This window comes from Methanoculleus sp. UBA208 (genome assembly GCF_002498065.1).
Lineage (GTDB): Archaea > Halobacteriota > Methanomicrobia > Methanomicrobiales > Methanoculleaceae > Methanoculleus.
Genome location: NZ_DAFZ01000052.1, coordinates 1 through 22,311, shown reverse-complemented (window position 1 = coordinate 22,311; position 22,311 = coordinate 1). Strand labels below are relative to the sequence as shown.

Below are 22,311 nucleotides of genomic sequence, written 5' to 3'. Positions count from 1 at the left end.
CGGATCCAGGCGCACAAGGACGGTGACGACGTCACCCTCTTCTCGCGGCGGCTGACCGACGTCACCCACCAGTATCCCGATATCGTCCGCCACGTCCGGCAGTATGTCACGGCCGATACGGCGATCCTCGACGGCGAGGCGGTCGCGTTCGACCACGAGACCGGCACCTACCGGCCCTTCCAGGCGCTGATGCGGCGGCGCCGGAAGTACCGGGTCAGCGAGGTCGCCGGCGAGATCCCCGCAACCTACCGGGCCTTCGACCTCCTCTACGTAGACGGCGAGTCCTGTCTCTACCGCAGTTACCCCGAGCGCCGGGCGAAGCTCGAGGAGGTCATCGGCCGGGATAAGCACATCTCCCCCGCAGACCGCATTGTAACGGGGGACACCGACGGGATCACGGAGTTCTACCTCGCCTGCATCGAGCGGGGACTCGAGGGAGTCGTCTGCAAATCGTGCGCGGATGACTCGTTCTACCGGGCGGGGGCGCGGGAGTGGCAGTGGATCAAGTGGAAGAGCGATTATGGCCCCGATCTATCCGATACGCTCGACCTGGTCATCGTCGGCGCCAACGCCGGGCGGGGGAAGCGGGCCGGGACCTACGGTTCGGTCCTCTGCGCCGCCTATAACCACGAGGAGGATCTCTTCCAGACGGTCTGCGGCATGGGGGCGGGGTTCTCAGACGTCGACCTCTCGGACCTTCCCCGCCGGCTTGCCGCGGCAAAGGTGGACCGGCAGCCGGCGCGGGTGATGGTGAACCCGCAGGCGGCGCCGGATTTCTGGTTCGCGCCGGCCCGGGTCGTCGAGGTTCTCGGGCTCGAGATCACCGAGAGCCCCGTCCATACCTGCAACTGGGACCCGGAGCGGCGGCGGGGTCTCGCCCTGCGGTTCCCGAGGTTCGTGCGGTGGCGGGACGAGAAGAGCCCCGAGCAGGCGACGACGGCCGCCGAGATCGCGGCCATTTTCCGCCGGCAGGGAGAGGTGTGACGGTATGGAGAGCCTTTCACGGGTGACCAACATGGAGGTCGCGGCGATCCTCTACGAGGTCGCCGATCTGCTCGAGATCAAGGGTGTCCGGTTCAAGCCGCAGGCGTACCGACGGGCGGCACAGGCGATCGAGACCCTGCCGGAGGATATCGCCGACGTCGCACGGGAAGGAGACCTCGACGAGATCCCCGGGGTTGGCAGGGGCATCGCCAAAAAAATCCGGGAGATCGTCGAGACCGGCAGCCTCGCGTACCTGATGTCTCTCCGCGAGGAACTCCCGGAGGGCGTACAGTACCTGACCCGGCTGGAGGGGATCGGGCCGAAGAAGGCGATCGCCCTCTCCCGGGAACTCGGTATCCGGACCATCGACGACCTGGAGGCGAAGGCGTTGGCCGGCCGGATCCGCGACCTCCCCGGCTTTGCAGAGAAGACCGAACAGAACATCCTCGCGAGCATCCGGGTGAGCAGGATGGCAAAAGAGCGCCGCCTCCTCGGCTACATCCTGCCCGTCGCCCGGGATATCGAGCGGCGCCTCTCATCGCTTTCCACTGTCGGGCAGGTGAGCCTCGCCGGATCGATACGCCGGAGAAAAGAGACGATCGGGGATGTGGACATCCTCGCGACCTCCTCGCGCCCGGAGGAGGTGATGGAGGTCTTTGCCACCCTCCCCGGGGTCGAGCGCGTCCTCGTCCGGGGGACGACGAAGACTTCGGTGGTGCTCGCGACCGGCATCCAGGTCGATCTCCGGGTGGTGGAGGACGAGCATTTCGGGGCTGCGCTCCAGTACTTCACGGGTTCAAAGGAGCATAACATTGCTCTGCGGAAGCTTGCAATCGCGAGGAACTGGCGGTTGAACGAGTACGGGCTCGTGGACCTCGAAAGCGGCCGGACGGTCGCGGGGGAAGACGAGGCAGGAGTCTACCGGGCCCTCGATCTCGCCTGGATCGAGCCGGAACTCCGGGAGAACCGGGGCGAGATCGAGGCCGCCCGGACCGGGAACCTGCCCGGCCTCGTCGGCTACGACGCGATCAAAGGCGACCTCCACGTCCACACACGCTGGAGTGAGGGTGCCCATTCCATCGAGGAGATGACGGAGGCGGCGCGAGCGCTCGGCTACGAGTACATCGCCATCTGCGACCATGCTGAGACCCTTCACATCGCCCGCGGCCTCTCCCCGGGGCGCCTGGCCGACCAGATGCGCGAGATCGAGCGGATCAACCGGGAGAGCGACGGCGACTTCACCCTTCTAGCCGGCACCGAGTGCAACATCGGCATGGACGGCAAGATCGACCTCCCGGACAGCATTCTTGCGGACCTCGACGTGGTGGTGGCGAGCGTCCACTCCGGGTTCAAGATGTCCGAGGAAGAGATGACCGAACGGGTGCTCACGGCGATGCACAACGATCACGTCGACATCATCGGCCACCCGACAGGGCGGATACTCCTCTCGCGGGAGCCCTACCGGATCGATCTCGGCGCGATCTTCGATGCCGCGGCGGCGCTCGGGGTTCTTATGGAGATCAACGCGTTCCCGGGCAGGCTGGACCTCTCCGACGTCAACGCCCGCGCGGCCCGTGAGCACAACGTCCGGTTCTCGCTCGCCTCGGACGCGCATAGCCGGGAGAACCTCCGGTACATGGAGTTCGGCATCGCGACCGCCCGGCGGGGATGGCTGACGGCCGGCGATATCGTCAACACCCGCCCGCTTCCGGAATTAAAAAAATTACTGAGGTCTTAGGGATTACCCGGTTGCCTGCTCCTGTGCAGCGCCGACGATGTCCACGAGCCGGATCTCGAACGTCAGGGGTCGTCCGGCCAGCGGGTGGTTCGCGTCCAGCGTCACGGTCGATTCCGAGACGTCGCTGACGGTGACGATGGCCGCCCTGCCATCGGGCTGCTGGACCTGGAGTTGCTGGCCGGGTTCGGGTTTGATGTCTTCAGGGAACTGTCCCCGGTCCACCGTAAGCGTCATGTCCTCACGGTGCGGACCGTATGCCTCTTCGGGCGGGATCGTGGCGGTTTTTGCCTCGCTCGGCTCCATGCCGACCACGGCCTGTTCGAACCCGGAGATGATCTGCCCGCTGCCGATGGTGAACTCCAGTGGCGATCGTTCTTCTGATGTGTCAAAGACCGTTCCGTCTTCAAGTTTTCCTGTGTAGTGCACCTTGACGGTGTCGCCTTCTTTTGCCTGTGCCATACTACTTCACCGCTGGGAGCGTTGTCGCGGGTTCCTATTTATGCTTGCCGGCCCGGGCAGGGTTGCCGGCATCTGGTGCAATCTCCCGGAATTCCAGGAAATACTGTGAGGAGGGTGATGCGATCCCCGTCTGTCATCTGCCGTTCTTCCGGACGGCGTGCAGGACTCCCATCACGCCCTTCACGTCGTAGCCGGGCTTCCGCTCGATCTCGAAATCGTAATGTTCCCCGATGTAGTCGAGAAGCGCCCTGTTCATCGGCCCCCCGATCGGCGGCATGTGGAGTTCCATCTCGATACGGCGCACGCCGTCGAGGTCTTCGGGCCGGATCGACCACTCCGCCCCTTCACAATCGCACTTCAGGAAGTCGCATCCTCCGGCCATGGCGGCAAACTCCCCGAGGGTCCGGGTCGCCACGGTACATGTCTTCTCTCCCCAGGTGATCCGAACACTCTCCCCCGTGCCGAGCGCACCGTCGACCACCATGACACCACCGCCGTTTCTTCCGATGTTCTCCTGCAGGGCGTCGGTGAGGACGGGTTCGACGGCCAGCACGCGCCTTGAGCGCCGGGCGGCACGGATGCAGAAAGCACCCACGTTGGCCCCGAGATCCAGGACGATATCGTCCGGCCGGATGTCGCCGATGCGGTACTCGCCGACGACGTAGACGGCGTCGGCTCCCGGCGGCATTCTCCTGAAGGTTACGCCGTCGAAGGTGGTGAACAGGGGTGTGCACCCTGGTTCGCTGCCGGTTTTCCCGGCGTGCTTTCGATACATCGCACCGTATAATGGTAAGATTCCGGTTTATATGGGCGTTTCTCCCCGTGCTTCGGGTGGCGCGTCGCGCGAACGGAGCCCCCGCGCTCCCCGGGGAAGCGCCATCCAGAAGGCCCAGAATTCTGTCACCTTATTAACCTTTTTCGTCTTGCACGTCATGAATATATGTTGTTCGAATTCATATTCGGCATCTATAGTCTCTCTTATCGACTAAAATCTTGATTAAAATAATTATTTTTACATCCATATATTTATTAATCCGTGGGTACAGATGCTCTGTGTAGTAAGTCAGTAGACTTGTCTCTGAGGGGGAGATATGCAATGGCCTACATGGATGGAATAACCTGCATCTGCGACAACGGCCGGACACTCGAGGACCACCGGCCCATCGTCGGCGACGATGTCGTCTCCGGGCTCTACCGCAAGGCGGCGGCGCTCCAGGGGAAGAGGGTCCTTCACGTGAACTCGACATACCAGAGCGGCGGCGTAGCGGAGATGATCCTCTCGCTGGTTCCGCTCATGAACGACGTCGGGATCAGAACACAGTGGAACATCCTGAACGGCGAGGGCGACTTCTTCACCATCACCAAGAACTTCCACAACGCGCTCCAGGGACAGGCGATCATGTTCTCGGACGAGGAAAAGGGCCTTTACCTCCGGACGAACGAGTGCTTCTCCGGGCAGATGGCGATCGACCACGACCTGGTGGTCATCCACGATCCGCAGCCCCTGCCCCTGATCCGGTTCTACCAGAAGACCCAGCCCTGGGTCTGGCGGTGCCACGTCGATCTCTCGAACCCGAACACGGACCTCTGGGAGTTCCTCAAGGACTTCGTCCTGGACTACGACCGGATGGTCATCTCGCACGAGGAGTACCGGCGCAAGGGGATGGCGATGGAGCAGTGGATCTGCCGGCCGGCGATCGATCCGCTCTCGGAGAAGAACCGCGACCTCTCCGAAGCGGAGATTGATGGACTTCTTACGAAGTACGGCGTGCCGATCGACAAGCCGCTGATCACCCAGATCTCGCGGTTCGACAAGTGGAAGGACCCCGAAGGCGTCGTCGACGTCTTTGCCCGGGTGCGCGAGCACGTCGACTGCAGGCTGGTGCTCTGCGGGAGCATGGCCCCCGACGACCCCGAAGGCTGGGCCATCTACCGGCGGGTCGAAGAGAAGGCCCGGGAGTTCATCGACGCCGGCGACGTCATCCTGATCACCGCCGAGGATCACCTGCTGGTCAACGCCCTGCAGCGGGTCTCGTGCGTCATCCTCCAGAAGTCGCTCCGCGAGGGGTTCGGCCTGACCGTCACCGAAGGGCTCTGGAAGGGGCGGCCGGTCATTGCGTCCCGCGTCGGCGGCATACCGCTCCAGATCGAGGACGGCGAGACCGGTTTCCTCCTCGAACCGACCGATACGGACGGGTTTGCCTGGAGGATCCGGCAGGTCCTCGAGAACCCGGAGCTCGGGGAGCGGCTCGGGCGGGCCGGCAAGGAGCACGTCCGGCAGAACTTCCTGATCACCCGCCTCCTCTCCGACTACCTGGACATGCTGAATGCGGAGCTCGTGGTTCAGAATACCTGAAGAGCAGAAAACGCACCAAAAAAAGAATATATCACCTCAATAACGTCAACAGGCGGCCGTGAGCTCGCGGCCGCCCCCTCCCGGCAGATTCGTGCGGAATTCCGGAAGAAGACGCTTCGGGTCGGGTTGCCCCGTCGCGCCCCCTGATGCAGGGCAGGTGGCAGAGATGGCTGGTCAAACCCGGGCAGGAGTTTTGCAGCACACCTTCTCATGAATATATATCGTCAATATGCGGGTTACAGGGCAGATAATTCTCCTTCTTTTCGATGGCGATGAGACTCCGGAAGATTCTGAAGATTGCGTTTACACCTATTGATGCCACCACCCCCCGACGGTGAAGAATACACACCAGGGTATATAGTCGTTTCCCCTGGTGGAAATAGGTGCCGCTACCCGGGAGAATCCCGCCGCACCCCCGGGTTGTCGTGAGGCATTCCCGCCGGTTCGCGTTCGAAACGGTCCCGGTTTCCGAGAAAGCGTTTCGGATGCGTGACGGTTCTGTTCCGCGGCCCTTCCGGCGCGGCTCGAGTCTTCCGGCGCTTTGCACCGGCCCGGGAAAAAGGAATTCCAGGAAACCGGTTCCGTTCGACACCGGTCCGTAATATGCCCTTACCGGTCGCCCGGCGCCCCGACGATCTCGATCGGCCGGATCAGCCTGACCCTGGCGATGGTCTTTCCTTTCATCCCCTCGATGACCCGGTCCGCTGCATCGAGGGGCACGTCGACGGTGGAGTAGGTGTCGTAGATATTGATCGCACCGATGGCGCTGCCGGGAATCCCGGTCTCGCCCGCGAGCGCTCCGACGATATCCTTCGGCCGGATCTGGTGCTCTCTCCCGACCGGGATCCTGAGCAGAGCCCGCCCCTGGGCCGGCCCGATCTCCTGCGGCAGGCCCTGGCCCCTGTCGGCAGGCCCGGTCCCGCCGAGCTCAAGTTTCAGGAGGGCGGCGGCGACCTCGAGGGAGGTGTAGTCTTCGGATATGATCCGCTCGACGAGATTCGCGTAATGTTCGAGGCCGCCCTCGTTGATGACCTGCTGCACCCGGTCGATGAGTTTGCGCGTCCTGCTCTCCTCGACGTCTCCCTGTGTCGGGAGCGGAATGCGGGCGATCTTGATCTTGGTGTAGTTCTGGATCGTCCGGAGCTTGAAGTACTCCTTCGGGCCCACGAACGTGACGGCCCGCCCGGTGCGTCCGGCCCGTGCCGTGCGGCCGATGCGGTGGATGTAGTATTCGATATCCTGCGGGACGTCGTAGTTGATGACCAGGTCGACGTCTTCGACGTCGATACCCCGTGCGGCAACATCTGTCGCGACCAGAATGTCGATGCTGCCTGCACGGAACTTCGCCATCACCCGGTCCCGCAGGGTCTGCTTCATGTCCCCGTGGAGGCCTTCGGCAAAGTAACCGCGGGCCTGGAGGTGCGTGGTCAGGTCGTCAACACCCCTTTTGGTGTTCGAGAAGATCAGGGTCAGTTCCGGGTCATACATATCGAGCAGCCGGGTGAGGATCTCGAGCCTGTCCCTGCTGCGCACCTCGAGGTAGAGTTGCTCGATCTGCGGGACGGTCACTTCCTTGCGTGCGACCGATATGAACTCGGGGTTCTTCTGGAACTTCTTCGAGATCTCGAGGATGGGTTTTGGGAGGGTTGCCGAGAAGAGGACCGTCTGGCGGTCCCGCGGGGTATCGTCGAGGATCTTCTCGATGTCTTCCCGAAAGCCCATATCCAGCATCTGGTCGGCCTCGTCGAGAACGGCCAGTTTCACTCCGGCAAACGAGAGGGTCCCGCGGTCGAGGTGATCGAGCACCCTCCCCGGCGTCCCGACGACGATCTGGACACCGCGCTGCAGCGCCCGGAACTGCCGGTCTATCGGCTGCCCGCCGTAGATCGGGAGGATGTTGATGCCCCGGTGGTGTTTCGCCAGGCGGGCGAACTCCTCGGCGGTCTGGATGGCGAGTTCCCGGGTGGGAGAGAGGACGAGGATCTGCGTCTCCCGACTGTCGGGGTCGACACGCTCGATCGCCGGAACGCCGAACGCTGCCGTCTTCCCGGTCCCGGTCTGGGCCTGGCCGGTCACGTCGCGTCCGTCGAGTATCGCCGGTATCGTGCTGACCTGGATGGGCGTGGGCTCTTCAAAGCCCATATCTTCTATTGCCTGGAGCGTCTTTGGCGAGATATTGAATTCCTTAAAGGTGATATTGTTCTCCATTCACCACTTCTTGGCGTTGCTACCTCTTTATATGTCGCATCCCTCGCCGGGATCGGTCCGGCATCCGGCAGCGATATCCATGTTGCAGGCGAAGATACAGCGATGGATTTTCGGTATTCCCTGCCGGTGAGCGCCGCTGCGATGCGTGAGGTCTACCTTCGCTACGCACGTGAGCGCCCTGACCTCCGCGGCGTTCTCCTGCCCGGCCTCCTGCCCCACGATGCCTGTGGGGCCGCGCGTCCCGGAGACCCGGCCGCGTGAAGGTGCTCTTCGTCGCCGAGTCCCCGCCCAGGGCCGCCGGACGGCGCGAGGTCGCGGAACCGGCCGACTGCAGGAGCCCTGGGTACCCCTACTTCTGGAATGACCGCTACGACGCGCCGTGCCGTCCCGGCGCCCCGCCCCTCTCCCGGGGGCTCGCGGAGAACCTCTTCTCGCTGCTCGGGCTCGACGGAGGGTCGCGCCGGGAGAACCTCGAACTCTTCGCCGCTAAAGGTTCCTTCCTCGTCGACACGGTCAGGTGCGTCTTTCGGAAGAACAGGAAGCCGGTCATCCCAACCGATCTCGTCAGGATGAGCGCCCGCGAGACCCTCGCCCCGGAGATCGCTGCCCTTGCACCCGAGTGCGTCGTCGCCCTTGGGAATACGGCGCTTGCCGGTCTCCGTCATGTCGAGCCCTACGCGAGCGTTCTTTCCGGTGCCAGAACGATCACCGGGATCCCGGGGCATCTCCGGGAGACCCTCTTCGAGGAGAGCCGGCTTCTCTGTCTGCCGTATCCGGGCGGGCGCAACCGGCGTTACCTGGATACGATCGAGTCAGGGTTCGAGTTCATCCGGGATCTCACGGGATGACGGGCTTTCCGTGCCGCCTACCCCGCGAGTTTTCTCTTTCCCTCCTCGTACAGCTCTTCCTTCTGCCTGCGGAGCCTTGCGGCCGTTTCCTGCTCTTTGGGGGTTCCCCGCTCCTCGAGCTCGATCCCCTTCGCTTCTTCCATCACGTCGCGGGAACGAAGGTACCCGGACGGCTCCACCTTTTCCCGGGCCTCCCGGTACTCCTTTTCTACCTGCTCTCTCCGCTGCTCCGCGGCCTGCCCGGCTTCTGCACCCACCGGGATCTCCTTACCGCGGATCTGGGCGACCTTCTTCAGCCGCACCTCGAGGACGCCGTTCTTGAAGGTAGCGGTCGCCCCCTCGTCCCTGACATCGGTGGGGAGGGAGACCGTCCGGGAGATCGCGCCGATCCTCCGCTCCCGCATGTGATACCCCGCCTCTCTCTCCTCTTTCGCCTCCTCCCGCCGGGCGGTGATCCTGAGCGTCCTCGGGTCGAGAAGCCGGACGGATATCCCTTCCCTCCCCACCCCCGGGAGGTCGGCAACGACCACGACGTCCGCATCGTGCTCCAGGACATCGATCATCGCCCCGGCTCCGCCGGGCAGGGGTACCTGCTGTGCGGCTCCCGAGAGGCGCTCCATCACCTCGCCAAACTGCCTCTGCATATCTCCGAGCATCGTGTCGAATTCGGTCCAGAATTCACGTGCCGGTCTTCTCCATGCCATGGTTACCGCTTCCTGCCTCACTCTTCTGTCAGTATCGGCAGGCTCACAGGGTGCGAACACTTTATATATGTTCCTGTGCGGGACAGGCCAGGGGCGACGGCGTGAACGCGAGCGACTGGGGGACGACCAACTCCTCTCTGGTGCCGTCCTGCGCCGATGCCCGCTCCTCCGGCCTCAGACCGGAGCGGCGTTTTTCTCCAGCACGTAGACGTTCGTCCCCTCTTCAAACCCCTCCCCGGCGGTGGTTTTGCCGGCACAGGTAAACCCGTTCTTCTCCAGCACCCGGATGGACCCGACGAGGTCCGGATAGGTCGTCGCCATGATCCGCCGGACGCCGGGGAGGGCGAAGGCTGTGGCGACGATATGCCGGACCGCCTCGGTCGCATACCCGCGGCACTGGAACTCCTCAAGCACCGAGTAGCCGATGAGCGCCGTGCCGTGGGCGGGCGCCGAGGCGATCCCCCCGCTGCCGATGAGGACCCGCGCCCCCTCCGCCGGGTCGTCGCGCACCCAGTACCAGGTGATGAAGAACGGGTCGGCGTTCTCCGCCGTCATCCTGATGAACTCCCCGAGTGTCTCTTCGTCGAGCAGCGGCGGCGGCCACGATCCCGGGACGGCGGCGGAGAGGAGGCGGGCGAGTTTTTGACGGTCATCCCGGTCGCCCTCAAGGATCTCGAGCGTGGCGGGGATCAGGTCGAGGCGTTCGGTGCGGATGTGGAAGGGGTTCACTTTGTTCACCTGGATAATTGGCCGATAACCTCACTACCTCGTCATAGAGGCGCTCTGAAGGGTAGCCGGTCACTTCCCCGATGGACCACCTTTACCTCAAACCGGTGTCCGCATTTCGGGCACACGGCTTTGACGCCTGCCGTGCTTCCCTCATTGATCCTGCAATAAAAATCCTGCAGGTACGCAAGATCGGATGCAAACAGGTTCTCGATGACCCGGGTATTGACGCTCTCGATCCTGCCGAGTTTTGTTACCACCCGCGAGAGCAGGATGGCGGTCAGGTATGCCGGGTTTGCCTGTACTCTCGGATCTTTCATCGGGAGGATCTCGTCGGCAGCCGTGGCGAGGCGCATGACTTCCTCCCGGTGAAGATCCCCGTCGGGATCGAGATACCCCCGGGGCAGCGTAAAGGAAAATTCTGTCTGGAATGGCATAATGTACCTTACTTTACCTGTATCGCTGTGAATTCTTCGTGCACGATTTCCCGTTGCTCGATTGTCCTCTCATTCCCCTTAACGCTGAAGTACGATAGATGCTTCTTCTCCGTTCTGGATCTTTAGAGGTACCCGGGGGGGCCTGCACTCAGGATCCCGGCCGCGGCGATCTATGGGGCCTGCCGCCCACCCGCTCCCCGACAAACACCGCCGACTCGCTCGATAGGGAATACCGGACGTCTCCTCCCGCCTTCTCCTGGAGCACGATCCCGTCGCCCTTCAGCCTCCGTATGTGCCACGAGACCGACGAGGCGGTGATCCCGAGCCGCTCGGCAAGTCCCCTTCGTGATGCCCCGGGGCTCTCCAGCAGGATGACGAGGATCTCCCGCGTGTTCGGGTTTCTATGGTGGATGAGCACCTTCTCTTCGAGAAGGGAATACTTCTGCCGGTTCTCGAAGTATCCCGTCCGGCCTTCGACGGCGGCGGTGGCGATCATCCCGAACTCCTGCAGTTTCCCGAGGTGGTACCTCAGCGTTCCCCGGTTTATCCCGAGGTCCTGAGCGAGGGTGCCGAGGCGGATGCCCGGGTGGGCGCTGATATGGTTGTAGATCGCCGTCCGGGTCTCATGTTCGAGTGCGGCGCGTTTTGCGATGCGGCGGTAGCCGAAGAAGAGCCAGACGTTCAACAGGAACAGGACGTTGACGATGATCAGGAGTTCAGGGGATGTATCCATGAGAAGACTGCAGATCAGGATCTGGGGCGGAACCTGCCACCACTCGACGGGTATCGGGTCCTGTGGCGGGCCGTCGGGTACGTAGTCGCCGGCCGGCATGACCGTATAGCCCGTAGCGGCCGCGCAGGCGGGAAGAGCGGCGAGAAGAATGATCAGGAGTACGGCAGCCGTCCGGCGTCGCATGTTACAGGAATTGGGGCGCGGACTCTTGACCTTTGCGCTTTGTCGGCGGCCATCATCGCCCGGCTACGGGGAAACCGGGGCTTATGGATAGACAGCCGGCACAGAAACCGTATATAATCTCGCGCCCCAGCTTCCACCATGACGGATCCGGGAGAACAGGTGCCTGCGGCGGTGCCGCGCCGCCATATCGTCGCCGTCCCGGCCGGTATCGGGCTCCTTGCCGGGGCGGCCTTCCTCGGGGTGGTGGAGGCGCTCTCGTGCTGCTGGAGCGACCCGTCCGCCTACAACCAGGGTTTCCTGGGGGTAGGGATCACGCAGACGTTTATCTCGATCCTGCTGGTTCTCTTCTTTGCCGGGTTTCTTACGGCGTACGCGAACGGCACCGCCGCCCGAAGCACCCGGTTCCTTTCTGCCGTCCTCGCAGGCGCAATCGCCGCGATCACCGCCCGAACACTGCTGTTTGTTCCCGATCCCGTCTACCTCGTCCAGTCGCTCGCCGGAACGTGGTTCCAGTTCCTCCTCCTCGTGGGCGGCGCGATGCTGGTGGCCGGACTCGGGGGACTGGTCGCGTCGTCCCTCAAGAGAGAGCGGTCGGGAGATTACAGGAACGTCCTCCCGCTCGCGGCGGTCGCGGTCGCGTTCATCGCCGTCCCGCCGCTCCTTGCGATGGGCGGCATCGCCGCAGGCGTCATTCCTCCCGCGCCCTACTCCGGCGGTGCGCCCGCACCGGAGACCGATATCCTGATCCTCAAGGTATCCGCCGCAGGCGATATCGAGTGGGAGGCACGGGCCGATATCGACGCCTACGACCGGCCCGAGGTCCTGGCCGAATTCCCGGGCGGCTACGCTCTTGGGGTCACGGAATACGGCCGGGAGGCGAACACGGTGCATATCCTCACCTACGGCGAACGCGGGAACGCCCTCGACCGGCTGGTGATCGAGACCGGATTCGGGCGCGTGACCGCGCTCGTCCCGGCGTCCGGCGGGGGGTTCCTGGCGGCCACGGAGATGCCCGGGATCGTCCGCGTCGATGCCGGGGGAGAGCCGGTCTGGGAGCGGTCCTTCGTCAACGAGAGCCCGGGAATGGCACCCGTCTCCCTGCTCGCTCATACAGACGGCCGTTCCATCGCGGCGTGGGAGGATCAGGTCGCCTGTTTTGATGGCGACGGTATAAGGCTCTGGCAGGTCTCGCTCGACGACGCAGGCGGTATCGACTACCACCCGATCTATCCGGCCCCTGAGGGTGGCGTTCTCGTCTTCGTAGAGGGGCAACACGTCTTTGCAGGGGACCATTTCGAGACGTACCTAAAGGCGGTCCGTCTGGACGAAAACGGCACCGTCCTCTGGAAGCGGGATTTCGGAAGCGAGGGGCTCGACGAACTCCTGGGGGCCCGGGAGACGGCACCGGGACGGTTCGCCGTCCTCTACCGGTCGACGACCTTCCCCGAAAACATCTGGGGCGGCGTTGAAAGGGCAAACCAGGGCTACCTCTTCTCACTGGACGAAAACGGGAATATGACGGATTTCCACACCCTCGATGACGACGGCGGGGTTGTGGTCTTGTCTTCGGGCGGCTACCTCTCGATCGCTCCCGCCGATGGGGGCGTCACGCTCGTCGGCAGGGATATTGCGGGCAACGAGGTCTGGCGGCAGGAGCGGCCGGTCGAGATCGACCTGTACTCGGTCTGTGGCATCGGCACTGCAGACGGCGGCTACATCATCGCCGGGAGCACGGCCGCATGAAGGACCGGTGGCTCGCGCTCGGCATCGCCATCGTGGTGGCGTTCGTCCTCTGGCGTGCCTCCTACGTCTCGCCCGCCTACGAGACGATAGACTACGAGACCGTCCCGGTCCTCCCTGTGGAGCGGTACAACCCCCCGATTATCGAGATCTGGGAGGCGATGGAAGAGCAGATCCCGTTCGATAACCGGACGGCGAGAGGGGCGAGGCTCGACATGAGTTTCGACGCAAACGGCTCGTTTACCGTGATCCGGTTCCACTTCTTCGCCGATATGGAGGGGGAGCCCTGGGTTCACTCCGCCTTCGTCCTCCGGAACGGGAGCGCCTACCTCTCGTCCCAGCGGCTCGATTACCGGCCTCCCCACCCCCACCCGCTGGGGGTCCTCGCCGCCGTCGACAGCATTCCGTTTAGCGAGATCTCCTACGGCGAGAGGGGGATGAACCTGAAGGTCTTTTACCACGAGGAGAACCGGACCTACGACGACACCTACAAAAACATCTACGCCATCGAGAACGGCACGCTCCGCCCCTTAAAGGAGATCTCCTTTGCCACCACGGAGGCCTGGCACACCATCGAGATTTACCCGTTCCCCGAGCCTGCGGAGATCGATCCGAACAATAACCGAACTTCACGCCGGATCGACGAGAACCCGGAAGCGCTGGTCGTCTTTCCTCCCCGGGAGATCGGGTTGGCGGAGAGGGTTGTGTATACCTGATGCGACGGACGGGACGTCCGGAGCATGAGCACCGTCAGGTGCTCATGCGTACGGAGACGAACGGCACAGAAAGGGTATAAACGATTCCTCCCAACCGCTCATTTAAGGAGTCGAGCAATGACACGCAACCTTCAGGCGATCCTTTGCATTCTCGTGCTGCTCTTTGCGGCTGCAGCCCCGGCGACGGCCGGAGATACAACAGTCGAGACGTCGACATTCCTCTCTGTCACCTCCCCGGAGCAGTACGATACCATATGGAGCGATCTCGTCCCGCCCGAGGCCACGGTCGTCGGCAGGGCCGGGGCCTCGAACGGGATACGGGACGTGGTGGTCGAGAGCAGCGCAGGTATGGTCTCGTGCGGGAACGGAACCGAGTTTGCCTGTTCCGTCCCGGTCGCGGAGGGGAACGAGACGATCACCGTGACCCTGATCGATAACCTCGGGAAGACCTCCGATGCGGTGCTGCACGTCTACGTCAACGTCGATACCCCTCCCCCGCCGTGGATCTACGTGATCGGGACGGTGAGGGACGCCGACGGCCGCCCGGTCCCGGGCGCAACGGTGAGGTTCGAGTCCGTGCTGCCACTCTCCAGCGGACCGCACCCTGTGACGGCCGAAACCGCCGACGACGGCGGCTACCTGATAGAGAACGCGTTCGGCTACGGGCAGACCGTCTCGGTCGAAAAGGACGGCTACCTCCCCCTGCACCGCGAGGTCGCCTTTGAGGGCACCGTCAACCACCTCTACCTGGAACTGGAGCCGGAGCCGCCGCAGGCCCGAACCGCGCCCGGGTTCTCTGCCTGGGCGGGCATCCTTGCGCTCTCGGGCGGGCTGCTGGCCGTCCGTGCGGGGAGGAGACGGGAGGGGTGAGGCAGAGATGAAGACCGGCCCGCTCATCGCCGCGAGTGCGGTTTTCTTCTTCCTCTGGGCGGTCATGCCGGTGACGCTCGCATCCCGGGGTGCCGTCGGTTCCAGGAGTGTCATATTCCTGCTCTCCGTCATCTCACTCGCCGGGTCGGCCCAGTTCCTGCGGGCGATGCGGCGGGAGTCGCCCCGGTGGTTCTGGGGCATCCCGTTCGCGGCCGTCTGTACCGCTCTTGCGCTCTGGACGGGGGTCGTGACGTGGGCTGTACCTTACCCTCTCGCGAACCGCGCCTTCCAGATCATGTTCCTTCTCCCGCCGGTCGCGGCCCTCCTCCTCTCTTCCTTCCCGGACGGCTGCAGGAAGAGGGTGCGGATACCGATCATCGCCGTCGCGGTTCTCGGCATCGCCTCGCTCTTCCTGGCCCTCGATGCGTTCCTGAACGTCATCCCGCCTTCCGTGCCCGCACCGGGCATCACGGAGTTTATCGGGCCCGTGTATGCTCTCCTCCTCATGCCGCTCGTCGGGCTCCTCCTCGTCGTGGCGGGGGTGGCCTGCGAATGAAGCCCCTGATACTCGCGCTCCTCCTTGCCATCGCCTGCACCGCCGGGTGCCTCGGCACCGCCGCGGACCCGCCGCCGGCGGACGAGACCGCCGCCCGGTTCATCGCGGCACAGGAGCAGGCGACGGACTTCTCCGCCACCGTAGCGATAACTGCCGGTTCCGAGAACGTCACCCTCAGGCTGTTTCGGAAAGACCCTGGATGTTACCGGCTGGAGTTCCTCAAACCCGCGGACCTCGCGGGGACGGTCGTCGTCTCGAACGGCACCCGGAAGTGGCGTTACGACCCGGCAACGCAGACGGCGCTGACGGCCGCCGGACCGTATATAACAGCCTCCTTCTCCGGGCCGCCCTACCCCGGCTGGGCGGAGGAAGTCCGGGGGTATACGGAGACGGTCGCCGGATCGCTTGCTAAGCAGAACGCTTCGTACCGGGGCAGCGAGACCATAGGCGGCCGGACCGCCTATATCCTTGAGGTCACGGGTGGATCAAAACTCTTTGAAGCGCCCACCCGCTACCGGGAGGCGGTGCACCGCTGCAGGGCATGGATCGACGCCGAAACCTGGCTCCTCCTCGGCGTGGAGATGTACGGCAACGAGGGGAACCTGATCCTCTCTGCCGAATATACCGACCCCTCGGCGAACACCGGGCTCCCGGACGACCTCTTCGTCTTCGATCCGCCGGCAGGCGTCGAGATCCGGCCGATGCCGACGGCTGCGATCACGCCGCTCTTCCTCTCGAGCACCGACGACGCCCGGCACTATGGTGCGGACTCTCTGGTGCCGTCCTACCTCCCGGAGGGTTATGCCTTTAAAGAAGGGACGCTCCTCCCCGGCGGCTATACGATGCTCCGGTTCACGGACGGTACCGGGGAACTGGAGATCATGGAACGGCTCTACGACCCGTACCGGGAGGAACCGGGGCTGCGCGGCACGCCTGAGGCGGTCACCCTCGCCGATGGGCGGGAGGCTGAATACGTCTCCGCCGATGGGAGGGATCAGCTCCGCTGGAGTGCCGGGGGATACTCGTACCGGATCACGGCCGGCATGCTCGGCCGGGACGAACTGGTGCGGGTGGCGGAATCAGTGGGGGTGTAGGGGTTCTGGGGACCTCGTGGAAATACTGGTGGTCTGCGGCACTCTCCGCGAGTGACGAGCCCTTTCCGGGACTCACTTCCCGGCGCGGCCCTCATGATGAGCAGCCGTCCCCTGGATTTCGGATGAATGGATTTCCCGGGAGATTCAATAATAATAACCCCTTAAATGAGTTCGTCTCCCTCCAGAACGAATGGAAGAAGTAATGTAGGAGTTCAGAAGAATAATTACCTGACTCCAATGGAAATCTCCCACGGTATCGAACTGTTCCTTCGTTTGTTTCTTGCATACCTGGTGGTGGAGTTTGTTCTCCGGCCCGCACTTCCGGCAAAGGATCGGTCCCAGGACGGCTGGCGTTCCGTGCACCTGGCGTACCATGCCTTCACGGCCGGATTGCTGACGTTTCTCTTTGCCGGCCTCTGGAACGTCATATTCGTCCTGAGAGATCCGTCGTCTCTTCCGGGGCTTCTTCCCGGGTTCCTGGACATCTTCCTGTACGCTTTCGTCTTTGTTGCGGCCGCGCACTTCGTCATCGACGGCGTGTTGCCCGGCCTGGTGACGGGCCTGCGAGAGAGGTTGAACCGTGGGGAAGATCCTGAAAAAGAATCCTTCCGGGTATTTTTTATTGGTTTCGCGGCCCACCTGGCGATTCTGTTCATCGTCCTGTTGCTGCTCTCGCCGGAGACCCCGGCCCCCTATCCGTTCGGCGGTCCTGTTGAGATGATCCGAATCTGGATCGTTGTTATCGCATTCCTTCTGGTCCTCCGGCCCGGCGGGATGCTGGTCGGCAGCGTCATCCGGTCCTGGCGAAAGGATATGGATTCTTCGGAAGAGGACGGGCTGGATCATGCCGGTCGTTTGATCGGATACGTCGAGCGGGTCCTGATCGTGACGTTCATCCTGGTGAACGAGTACACGGCGATCGGATTCCTCATAGCAGCAAAGGGGCTTTTCCGGATCAACGACACGAAGAGGTCGGAGTACATCATCGTAGGAACGATGATGAGCTTCGCGATCGCGGTCCTTATCGGGGCGGCCGCCGGTTACCTGGTATACCCGGGCGGGATCGAGCAGTTCATCCAGTATCTATTGGAACTCCTTCAAGCATCTTAGATGTTCAATATCCGGTTACAATCCCGGTCGCGGGGTTACCGGGCGTGAATGCCGATGAAGATGCTTGTGCAATTTCTATGAGCTAATATGCCCATAAGATTAAGTTATAATAAATTTTACTTATAATTCGTAAATATAAGTAGTTACATTCATAAATAATGGCCGACAAGGAACCTTGAAGAGAAGGCGACGATGACGTCATGACGGAAAAAAGGGTTTACGCAGTCCTCACGGGGGATCTGGTCCGCTCCCGGGAGATCAAAAACGCATACGGTGACGTGTGCATACGCCGCCTGAAGGATACGCTGGCAGAGATCGGGAAGGATTACACGGCGCCGTTCTCGATATTCCGCGGAGACAGTTTTCAGGGCGTCTCTTCAAACCCGGAGGAGGCACTCAAGGATGCGGTCCTCCTGCGCCTCAAGCTCATCGCCGGGTTCGATCGCGACAACAGCGCTCTCCGGCTGGACGCACGAATCGCGGTCGGGGTTGGGGCCGTCCGGTACCTGCCGGGCGACGGTTCGGCCGGGGAGGGGGATGGCGAGGCATTCCGGCTCTCCGGCCTCGAACTGGATGCCATGAAGAAAGCCGGGCGCGGTATCATCGTAACAACCCCCTGGGAGGACCTTAATACGACGCTGTCGATCTTCTGCGACGTTCTGGACAGGATCATTGGCGGCTATACGAAGAGGCAGGCCGAAGCCGTGATGCTGACGCTCGAAGGGCTCACGCAGAAGGAGATCGCGGACCGGGTCGGCACCAGCCAGTCTGCGATATCGTATCGTCTGCGGGGGACGGATTACGATATCATCCAGAAGATCCTCGAATGGTACCGGTTGCGGATCCGGGAACGGGTCGAACTCGCAAAAGAGGCGTACACCTGATGTGGGTGCTACAACCTGCAACTTTGGACGCGGGAGGTGCGATTGGAGCCCGGCTATCCGGCGTGCCAGGGCACCGAGGACTGACTTCTTCCTCGCACCGGACGACATACGGCCCCAGGTGCCGGCCGGATCTCAACGGCAGAACCCTGACGGCATTTTAGCGCCTGCGGCCCCGCTCCAGATTCATTTATATCCCTGGAAAACACACAATCCGGTGTGGTGGACAACCATGACGGATCGTTTTGTACAGCCGCTGTATTGCAGCGGGATGGATTTGTGAACAGTCCGACTCTGTTCCTCTGAAGTGTTCTAACGACAATTTTGCGGCTCTCTGCACATTCCTGCCTTCCGGCTACGGATGTCTCCGGAACCGTTTCGCCTTCCCCCGGGTGGTCGCATGATGCGGTCCGGTGCGGGCATCCTGCTCGACGGACTTCTGGAGCAGGGGGTGACGACACTCTTTGGCTACCCCGGTGCGGCAGTCCTTCCCGTCTACGACGAACTCTACGACTCAGAGATCCGGCACGTCCTGGTCCGGCACGAGCAGGCGGCGGCACACGCAGCCGACGGCTATGCCCGTGCGAGCGGCAAAACCGGGGTCTGTCTTGCGACGTCCGGTCCCGGGGCCTGCAACCTCGTCACGGGCATCGCGACCGCGTACATGGACTCGGTGCCCATGGTCGCGCTGACCGGCCAGGTTCCGACGACGTCGCTCGGCAACGACGCCTTCCAGGAGGCGGACATCACGGGCATCACCGCTCCCGTCACCAAACAGAACTACCTCGTCAAACGGACACAGGACCTTGCCGGCATCGTGAGAGAAGCATTCTTTATCAGCCGGACGGGGAGGTGCGGCCCGGTCCTCATCGACCTGCCGCGGGACGTTCTTGAGGCCCGGATAGAGCATGACGGGCGGCACCCGGAACCGGCCGCACGAAAAGGTTACCACCCGAGCTTTCGGGGACATCGGATGCAGATCGAGAAGGCCGTCGCCGCGCTTGCAGCGGCCGAGCGGCCGGTCATCTACGCCGGGGCGGGGTCGTGGCCTCGGGGGCCGCCGCGGAGGTCGTCGCACTCGCGGAGACCTTGCTCATCCCGGTCACGACGACCCTGATGGGGCTTGGGCTCATCCCAGGCGACCACCCGCTCAACCTCGGCATGCCCGGGATGCACGGGACCCGGTGCGCGAACACCGCGCTCACGGAGTGCGACCTCCTCTTTGCGGTCGGCGTGCGGTTCGACGACCGGGTGACGGGGAAGATCGAGACCTTTGCACCCGGTGCCACCGTCGTGCACCTCGACATCGATCCGGCCGAGATCGGGAAGAACAAGCCGGTCGATATCCCCATCGTCGGCGATGCGAAGGCCGTGCTGGCGGAGATGCTCGGGCTCATGCAGAAGAGGAGGGAGCGTGATGCGTGGTTTTCGAGGATATCGCGGGTGAAGGCGGAGCATCCCCTTCGCTGCCCGAACGGCGGTCTCCGTCCGCAGCGGATCGTCAGGGATCTCTGTTCGCTCCTCAATGGGTCCGGCATCATCGCAAGCGAGGTGGGCCAGAACCAGATGTGGGCGGCGCAGCACTACTGCTTCAGGCGGCCCCGGACGTGGATCTCGTCCGGAGCGCTCGGGACCATGGGCTACGGCCTTCCCGCGGCGATGGGAGCGCACTTCGCCCGCCCGGACGAACCGGTCTTCCTCATCGCGGGGGACGGCAGCCTCCAGATGAACATCCAGGAGCTCGGGACGATTGCCCAGTACGCCATCCCCGTCAGGATCCTGGTCCTGAACAACCGGTACCTCGGCATGGTCCGGCAGTGGCAGGAGCTCTTCTACGACCGCCGGTATGCCTTCACCGACCTTCCCCCGATGGATTTCGTCGGAATTGCCCGGGCCTACGGCATCGAGGGCGAGACGGTCGAGGCCGGCGAGGATGTGAAGAGCGCGCTCTCGAACGCACTCGAGCACTCCGGCCCATATCTCGTCGATTTCAGGATCGAGCGGGAGGAGAACGTCTTTCCCATGGTTCCCCCGGGGGCGGCGATCGATGCGATGATCGATCCCGGTGCGGGGTGAGGCCACCCTATTCCTTCTTCGGCGGATCGGACAGCTTTCGGATTTCGGCCCTCACACGGCCGATGACACCGGGCACCATGAACTGAAGTGTTTACCCGGCCGGCCCGAAGTTAATGCAGACAATACCCTGATTCCTCTTTTGCGGATTCAACCCGGGAGATTCAGAGCAACACAGTTTTCACCCGGGAGAAAGACAGTTAAAACCATGCGTGGGAAGTTTTTGGCCGTCTGCATCCCGGCCTTTTTCATTGCTCTGATCCTGTGTGCAACCCCCGTCTCGGCAGACCCCGGGTGGGTGACAACGACCATCTCCGAAAACACCACCGATGCTCTGGGAGGAACGATCTCCGGCGACCATATCGTCTACCTCGGGGGGGCGGAAGGGATGGACCGGTCGCAGAACAGAATCTACCTCTATGCACTACAGACCGATGAACGAAAGATCGTCGGCAGCCCGTCGGCGAACATGACGGTAACCGGGCCTGATGTATCGGGGGAGTACGCAGTATGGTTCGAAACCCCCGTTGAGGACTTCGAGACGAACGAGACCGAGACTGCACCGAACCGGGTCTACCTGTACTCGCTTCCAAACGATTCTCTGGAGGTCATCGATACTCCGGGCACTGCCGAGTGGCCGAAGATCGACGGCAACCGGGTTCTCTGGTTAAACGAGTCCGGGGATTCGTTCGACGTCGGGATCTTCCTCTACGACATCGGCACGGGGGAGAGCGAACAGGTATGCGAGCTGCCGATCATCGATCCCGCGGGCGTTCTCTTCGACAGCGACCATATCGCATACCTGGATTCCGCAGGCCTTCACCTGTATTCTCTTAAGACCGGGATGAACACGACGGTATTCCAGAACGTCTTCGGGAACGAATCCGGCTCCGATGTCGGAGATTATGCGCTGGGCGGCGATTACCTGATCTACCTCAAGCATACCGTCAACTTCGAGGGTCCCGATAAAGGGATGTTCGATGAACCGTATCTCTACCGCATCTCGACGGGGGAGACGAAACACTTCGATCCGGTGACGGGGGCTTTTTCGGAGTCTTCCGATACACCGGCCGGGGGCAGGAAGGATCTGACACTCTCTTCGCCGTTTACCGACGGAGAACGAGTCGGATGGGTCTACTCTGAGAATTCACCGGGTTCGACAATCCTCCTCTGTGACCCGGAGACCGGAGCGGTCGAAACGGTCCCGGTGGACGGCCAGGCCGACCAGCTCTCTATGGACGGCGATCGAATGGTGTGGGTCGAGACGCATTTCCCGTCGTTTGACGGAGACCTCATCTACGCACAGGAGAATGCCGGCAGTACGGAAACAGTGCCTGCGTCCGGGTTCGGGACAGGTATCGGCATAGGCGCCCTTCTGGCCGCAATGGTGCTGCTTGCGGGAAGGGGAAGGATGCCGTAATACCACTCCCTCATTTTCGGGCAAACGGCGATCAAAACCCGGAATCTGGAGATTCATTAAAAATAGTTGAAAGAGATTCTTCAGGCTCACCGGGAAGCGTCGCGGGGATTTATCCTGCCGTCTCGCCTGTTTTAATCCTCTTACGATTACTATCCGCTTTCCCTGAAATACTCATTATGGCATTGATATCCGGATTTATCAGGCATACCGGGAAATACCCGAATAGCGACCTGTAATCGATTTTTAGCAGCCGATGCCGGATTATATCGAGGTTGATCGTATTCAGGTCGTTCTTCATCCCGGGAGTCACGCCGCCGCGTAACGATACCGTTCCGAGGTTTGAAACGGCCGGAAGTACTTCCTCCCGAACCGCCTTGATTTTTGATTGCAAGAAAACTTGTACGAGCGTCCTGCTGTATTTGCCCTGAAGGTGCCTTACAATTATCATCTGCGTCGGCTTTGTTGAATTCCTCCA

21 protein-coding genes and 1 pseudogene are annotated in these 22,311 nt (G+C 62.7%); 14 read left to right on the top strand and 8 right to left on the bottom strand.

Annotated elements, in window-relative coordinates; all coding sequences use genetic code 11:
- On the top strand, positions 1-984 hold a 984-nt coding region (locus BRA62_RS05160; RefSeq protein WP_292365397.1), incomplete at its 5' end, for an ATP-dependent DNA ligase.
- A 4-nt stretch (positions 985-988) separates the two neighbouring features.
- Positions 989-2,722 (top strand): DNA polymerase/3'-5' exonuclease PolX, encoded by a 1,734-nt coding sequence (polX, locus tag BRA62_RS05155; protein ID WP_292365395.1) that lies wholly within the window; start codon positions 989-991, stop codon positions 2,720-2,722.
- A 3-nt stretch (positions 2,723-2,725) separates the two neighbouring features.
- On the opposite strand, the gene BRA62_RS05150 is transcribed toward polX, so the two are convergent.
- Together BRA62_RS05150 and BRA62_RS05145 are read right to left on the bottom strand one after the other, a co-directional pair.
- Positions 2,726-3,181 (bottom strand): FKBP-type peptidyl-prolyl cis-trans isomerase, encoded by a 456-nt coding sequence (locus BRA62_RS05150; protein ID WP_292365394.1) that lies wholly within the window; start codon positions 3,179-3,181, stop codon positions 2,726-2,728.
- A gap of 133 nt (positions 3,182-3,314) precedes the next feature.
- Entirely contained in the window at positions 3,315-3,956 is a 642-nt protein-coding gene (locus tag BRA62_RS05145; protein WP_292365393.1) for an FkbM family methyltransferase, read from the bottom strand.
- 321 nt (positions 3,957-4,277) lie between these two features.
- Here BRA62_RS05145 and BRA62_RS05140 point away from each other — a divergent pair, with 321 nt between their 5' ends.
- Positions 4,278-5,537, top strand: a complete 1,260-nt coding sequence (locus BRA62_RS05140) for a glycosyltransferase (RefSeq protein WP_292365392.1) — start codon at positions 4,278-4,280, stop codon at positions 5,535-5,537.
- Between the two features lie 609 nt (positions 5,538-6,146).
- Here BRA62_RS05140 and BRA62_RS05135 read toward each other — a convergent pair.
- A complete protein-coding gene (locus BRA62_RS05135; protein ID WP_292365391.1) occupies positions 6,147-7,745 on the bottom strand; it encodes a DEAD/DEAH box helicase in 1,599 nt (532 codons plus the stop codon).
- A gap of 102 nt (positions 7,746-7,847) precedes the next feature.
- Between BRA62_RS05135 and BRA62_RS05130 the strand changes: the two genes are divergently transcribed.
- The gene (locus tag BRA62_RS05130) at positions 7,848-8,006 is read left to right on the top strand and encodes a hypothetical protein (RefSeq protein WP_292365389.1); all 159 of its coding nucleotides are present in this window, start codon (positions 7,848-7,850) and stop codon (positions 8,004-8,006) included.
- Positions 8,003-8,593: a uracil-DNA glycosylase family protein gene (locus tag BRA62_RS05125; protein WP_292365387.1), complete on the top strand. Its 591-nt coding sequence runs from the start codon at positions 8,003-8,005 to the stop codon at positions 8,591-8,593. Before BRA62_RS05130 ends, BRA62_RS05125 begins: the two co-directional genes overlap by 4 nt.
- 17 nt (positions 8,594-8,610) lie before the next feature.
- Here BRA62_RS05125 and BRA62_RS05120 read toward each other — a convergent pair whose 3' ends face one another.
- The 4 genes from BRA62_RS05120 to BRA62_RS05105 all read right to left on the bottom strand — a co-directional run bounded on the left by BRA62_RS05120 (position 8,611) and on the right by BRA62_RS05105 (position 11,376).
- Positions 8,611-9,297 carry an Hsp20/alpha crystallin family protein gene (locus tag BRA62_RS05120; RefSeq protein ID WP_292365386.1) on the bottom strand — a complete coding sequence of 229 codons (687 nt, stop codon included), beginning with the start codon at positions 9,295-9,297 and terminating at the stop codon, positions 8,611-8,613.
- Between the two features lie 174 nt (positions 9,298-9,471).
- Positions 9,472-10,026 (bottom strand): GNAT family N-acetyltransferase, encoded by a 555-nt coding sequence (locus tag BRA62_RS05115; protein WP_292365384.1) that lies wholly within the window; start codon positions 10,024-10,026, stop codon positions 9,472-9,474.
- Positions 10,027-10,067: 41 nt separating this feature from the next.
- A complete protein-coding gene (locus tag BRA62_RS05110; protein WP_292365382.1) occupies positions 10,068-10,460 on the bottom strand; it encodes a hypothetical protein in 393 nt (130 codons plus the stop codon).
- A gap of 148 nt (positions 10,461-10,608) precedes the next feature.
- The gene (locus tag BRA62_RS05105) at positions 10,609-11,376 is read right to left on the bottom strand and encodes a winged helix-turn-helix transcriptional regulator (RefSeq protein WP_292365380.1); all 768 of its coding nucleotides are present in this window, start codon (positions 11,374-11,376) and stop codon (positions 10,609-10,611) included.
- Between the two features lie 138 nt (positions 11,377-11,514).
- On the opposite strand from BRA62_RS05105, the gene BRA62_RS05100 reads away from it, so the two are divergent.
- From BRA62_RS05100 to BRA62_RS05060, 9 genes and pseudogenes are all read left to right on the top strand, one after another.
- Complete coding sequence (locus BRA62_RS05100) at positions 11,515-13,119, top strand: PQQ-binding-like beta-propeller repeat protein (RefSeq protein ID WP_292365378.1); 1,605 nt, start codon at positions 11,515-11,517, stop codon at positions 13,117-13,119.
- On the top strand, positions 13,116-13,832 hold the full coding sequence (locus tag BRA62_RS05095) for a hypothetical protein (protein WP_292365376.1): 717 nt from the start codon (positions 13,116-13,118) through the stop codon (positions 13,830-13,832). The genes BRA62_RS05100 and BRA62_RS05095 overlap by 4 nt, the downstream gene beginning before the upstream one ends.
- Positions 13,833-13,949: 117 nt before the next feature.
- On the top strand, positions 13,950-14,702 hold the full coding sequence (locus BRA62_RS05090; protein WP_292365374.1) for a carboxypeptidase-like regulatory domain-containing protein: 753 nt from the start codon (positions 13,950-13,952) through the stop codon (positions 14,700-14,702).
- A 7-nt stretch (positions 14,703-14,709) separates the two neighbouring features.
- Positions 14,710-15,258 carry a hypothetical protein gene (locus BRA62_RS05085; RefSeq protein ID WP_292365372.1) on the top strand — a complete coding sequence of 183 codons (549 nt, stop codon included), beginning with the start codon at positions 14,710-14,712 and terminating at the stop codon, positions 15,256-15,258.
- A complete protein-coding gene (locus BRA62_RS05080) occupies positions 15,255-16,352 on the top strand; it encodes a DUF4367 domain-containing protein (protein ID WP_292365370.1) in 1,098 nt (365 codons plus the stop codon). Before BRA62_RS05085 ends, BRA62_RS05080 begins: the two co-directional genes overlap by 4 nt.
- Before the next feature lie 273 nt (positions 16,353-16,625).
- Positions 16,626-17,462 (top strand): DUF3307 domain-containing protein, encoded by an 837-nt coding sequence (locus BRA62_RS05075; RefSeq protein WP_292365369.1) that lies wholly within the window; start codon positions 16,626-16,628, stop codon positions 17,460-17,462.
- 200 nt (positions 17,463-17,662) lie between these two features.
- Positions 17,663-18,346 carry a sigma factor-like helix-turn-helix DNA-binding protein gene (locus BRA62_RS05070; protein ID WP_292365367.1) on the top strand — a complete coding sequence of 228 codons (684 nt, stop codon included), beginning with the start codon at positions 17,663-17,665 and terminating at the stop codon, positions 18,344-18,346.
- A 400-nt stretch (positions 18,347-18,746) separates the two neighbouring features.
- Positions 18,747-20,419 (top strand): annotated as a pseudogene (gene ilvB / locus BRA62_RS05065) (biosynthetic-type acetolactate synthase large subunit).
- Between the two features lie 205 nt (positions 20,420-20,624).
- On the top strand, positions 20,625-21,836 hold the full coding sequence (locus tag BRA62_RS05060) for a hypothetical protein (protein WP_292365366.1): 1,212 nt from the start codon (positions 20,625-20,627) through the stop codon (positions 21,834-21,836).
- Between the two features lie 109 nt (positions 21,837-21,945).
- Here BRA62_RS05060 and BRA62_RS05055 read toward each other — a convergent pair.
- On the bottom strand, positions 21,946-22,311 hold a 366-nt coding region (locus BRA62_RS05055; protein WP_292365365.1), incomplete at its 5' end, for a hypothetical protein.

Bases quoted from the DNA above. Each gene is read 5' to 3' on its own strand.
- polX (WP_292365395.1), top strand. From the start codon at position 989: ATGGAGAGCCTTTCACGGGTGACCAACATGGAGGTCGCGGCGATCCTC.
- BRA62_RS05150 (WP_292365394.1), bottom strand. From the start codon at position 3,181: ATGGCACAGGCAAAAGAAGGCGACACCGTCAAGGTGCACTACACAGGA.
- BRA62_RS05145 (WP_292365393.1), bottom strand. From the start codon at position 3,956: ATGTATCGAAAGCACGCCGGGAAAACCGGCAGCGAACCAGGGTGCACA.
- BRA62_RS05140 (WP_292365392.1), top strand. From the start codon at position 4,278: ATGGCCTACATGGATGGAATAACCTGCATCTGCGACAACGGCCGGACA.
- BRA62_RS05135 (WP_292365391.1), bottom strand. From the start codon at position 7,745: ATGGAGAACAATATCACCTTTAAGGAATTCAATATCTCGCCAAAGACG.
- BRA62_RS05130 (WP_292365389.1), top strand. From the start codon at position 7,848: ATGGATTTTCGGTATTCCCTGCCGGTGAGCGCCGCTGCGATGCGTGAG.
- BRA62_RS05120 (WP_292365386.1), bottom strand. From the start codon at position 9,297: ATGGCATGGAGAAGACCGGCACGTGAATTCTGGACCGAATTCGACACG.
- BRA62_RS05110 (WP_292365382.1), bottom strand. From the start codon at position 10,460: ATGCCATTCCAGACAGAATTTTCCTTTACGCTGCCCCGGGGGTATCTC.
- BRA62_RS05105 (WP_292365380.1), bottom strand. From the start codon at position 11,376: ATGCGACGCCGGACGGCTGCCGTACTCCTGATCATTCTTCTCGCCGCT.
- BRA62_RS05100 (WP_292365378.1), top strand. From the start codon at position 11,515: ATGACGGATCCGGGAGAACAGGTGCCTGCGGCGGTGCCGCGCCGCCAT.
- BRA62_RS05095 (WP_292365376.1), top strand. From the start codon at position 13,116: ATGAAGGACCGGTGGCTCGCGCTCGGCATCGCCATCGTGGTGGCGTTC.
- BRA62_RS05090 (WP_292365374.1), top strand. From the start codon at position 13,950: ATGACACGCAACCTTCAGGCGATCCTTTGCATTCTCGTGCTGCTCTTT.
- BRA62_RS05085 (WP_292365372.1), top strand. From the start codon at position 14,710: ATGAAGACCGGCCCGCTCATCGCCGCGAGTGCGGTTTTCTTCTTCCTC.
- BRA62_RS05080 (WP_292365370.1), top strand. From the start codon at position 15,255: ATGAAGCCCCTGATACTCGCGCTCCTCCTTGCCATCGCCTGCACCGCC.
- BRA62_RS05070 (WP_292365367.1), top strand. From the start codon at position 17,663: ATGACGGAAAAAAGGGTTTACGCAGTCCTCACGGGGGATCTGGTCCGC.
- BRA62_RS05060 (WP_292365366.1), top strand. From the start codon at position 20,625: ATGCGTGGGAAGTTTTTGGCCGTCTGCATCCCGGCCTTTTTCATTGCT.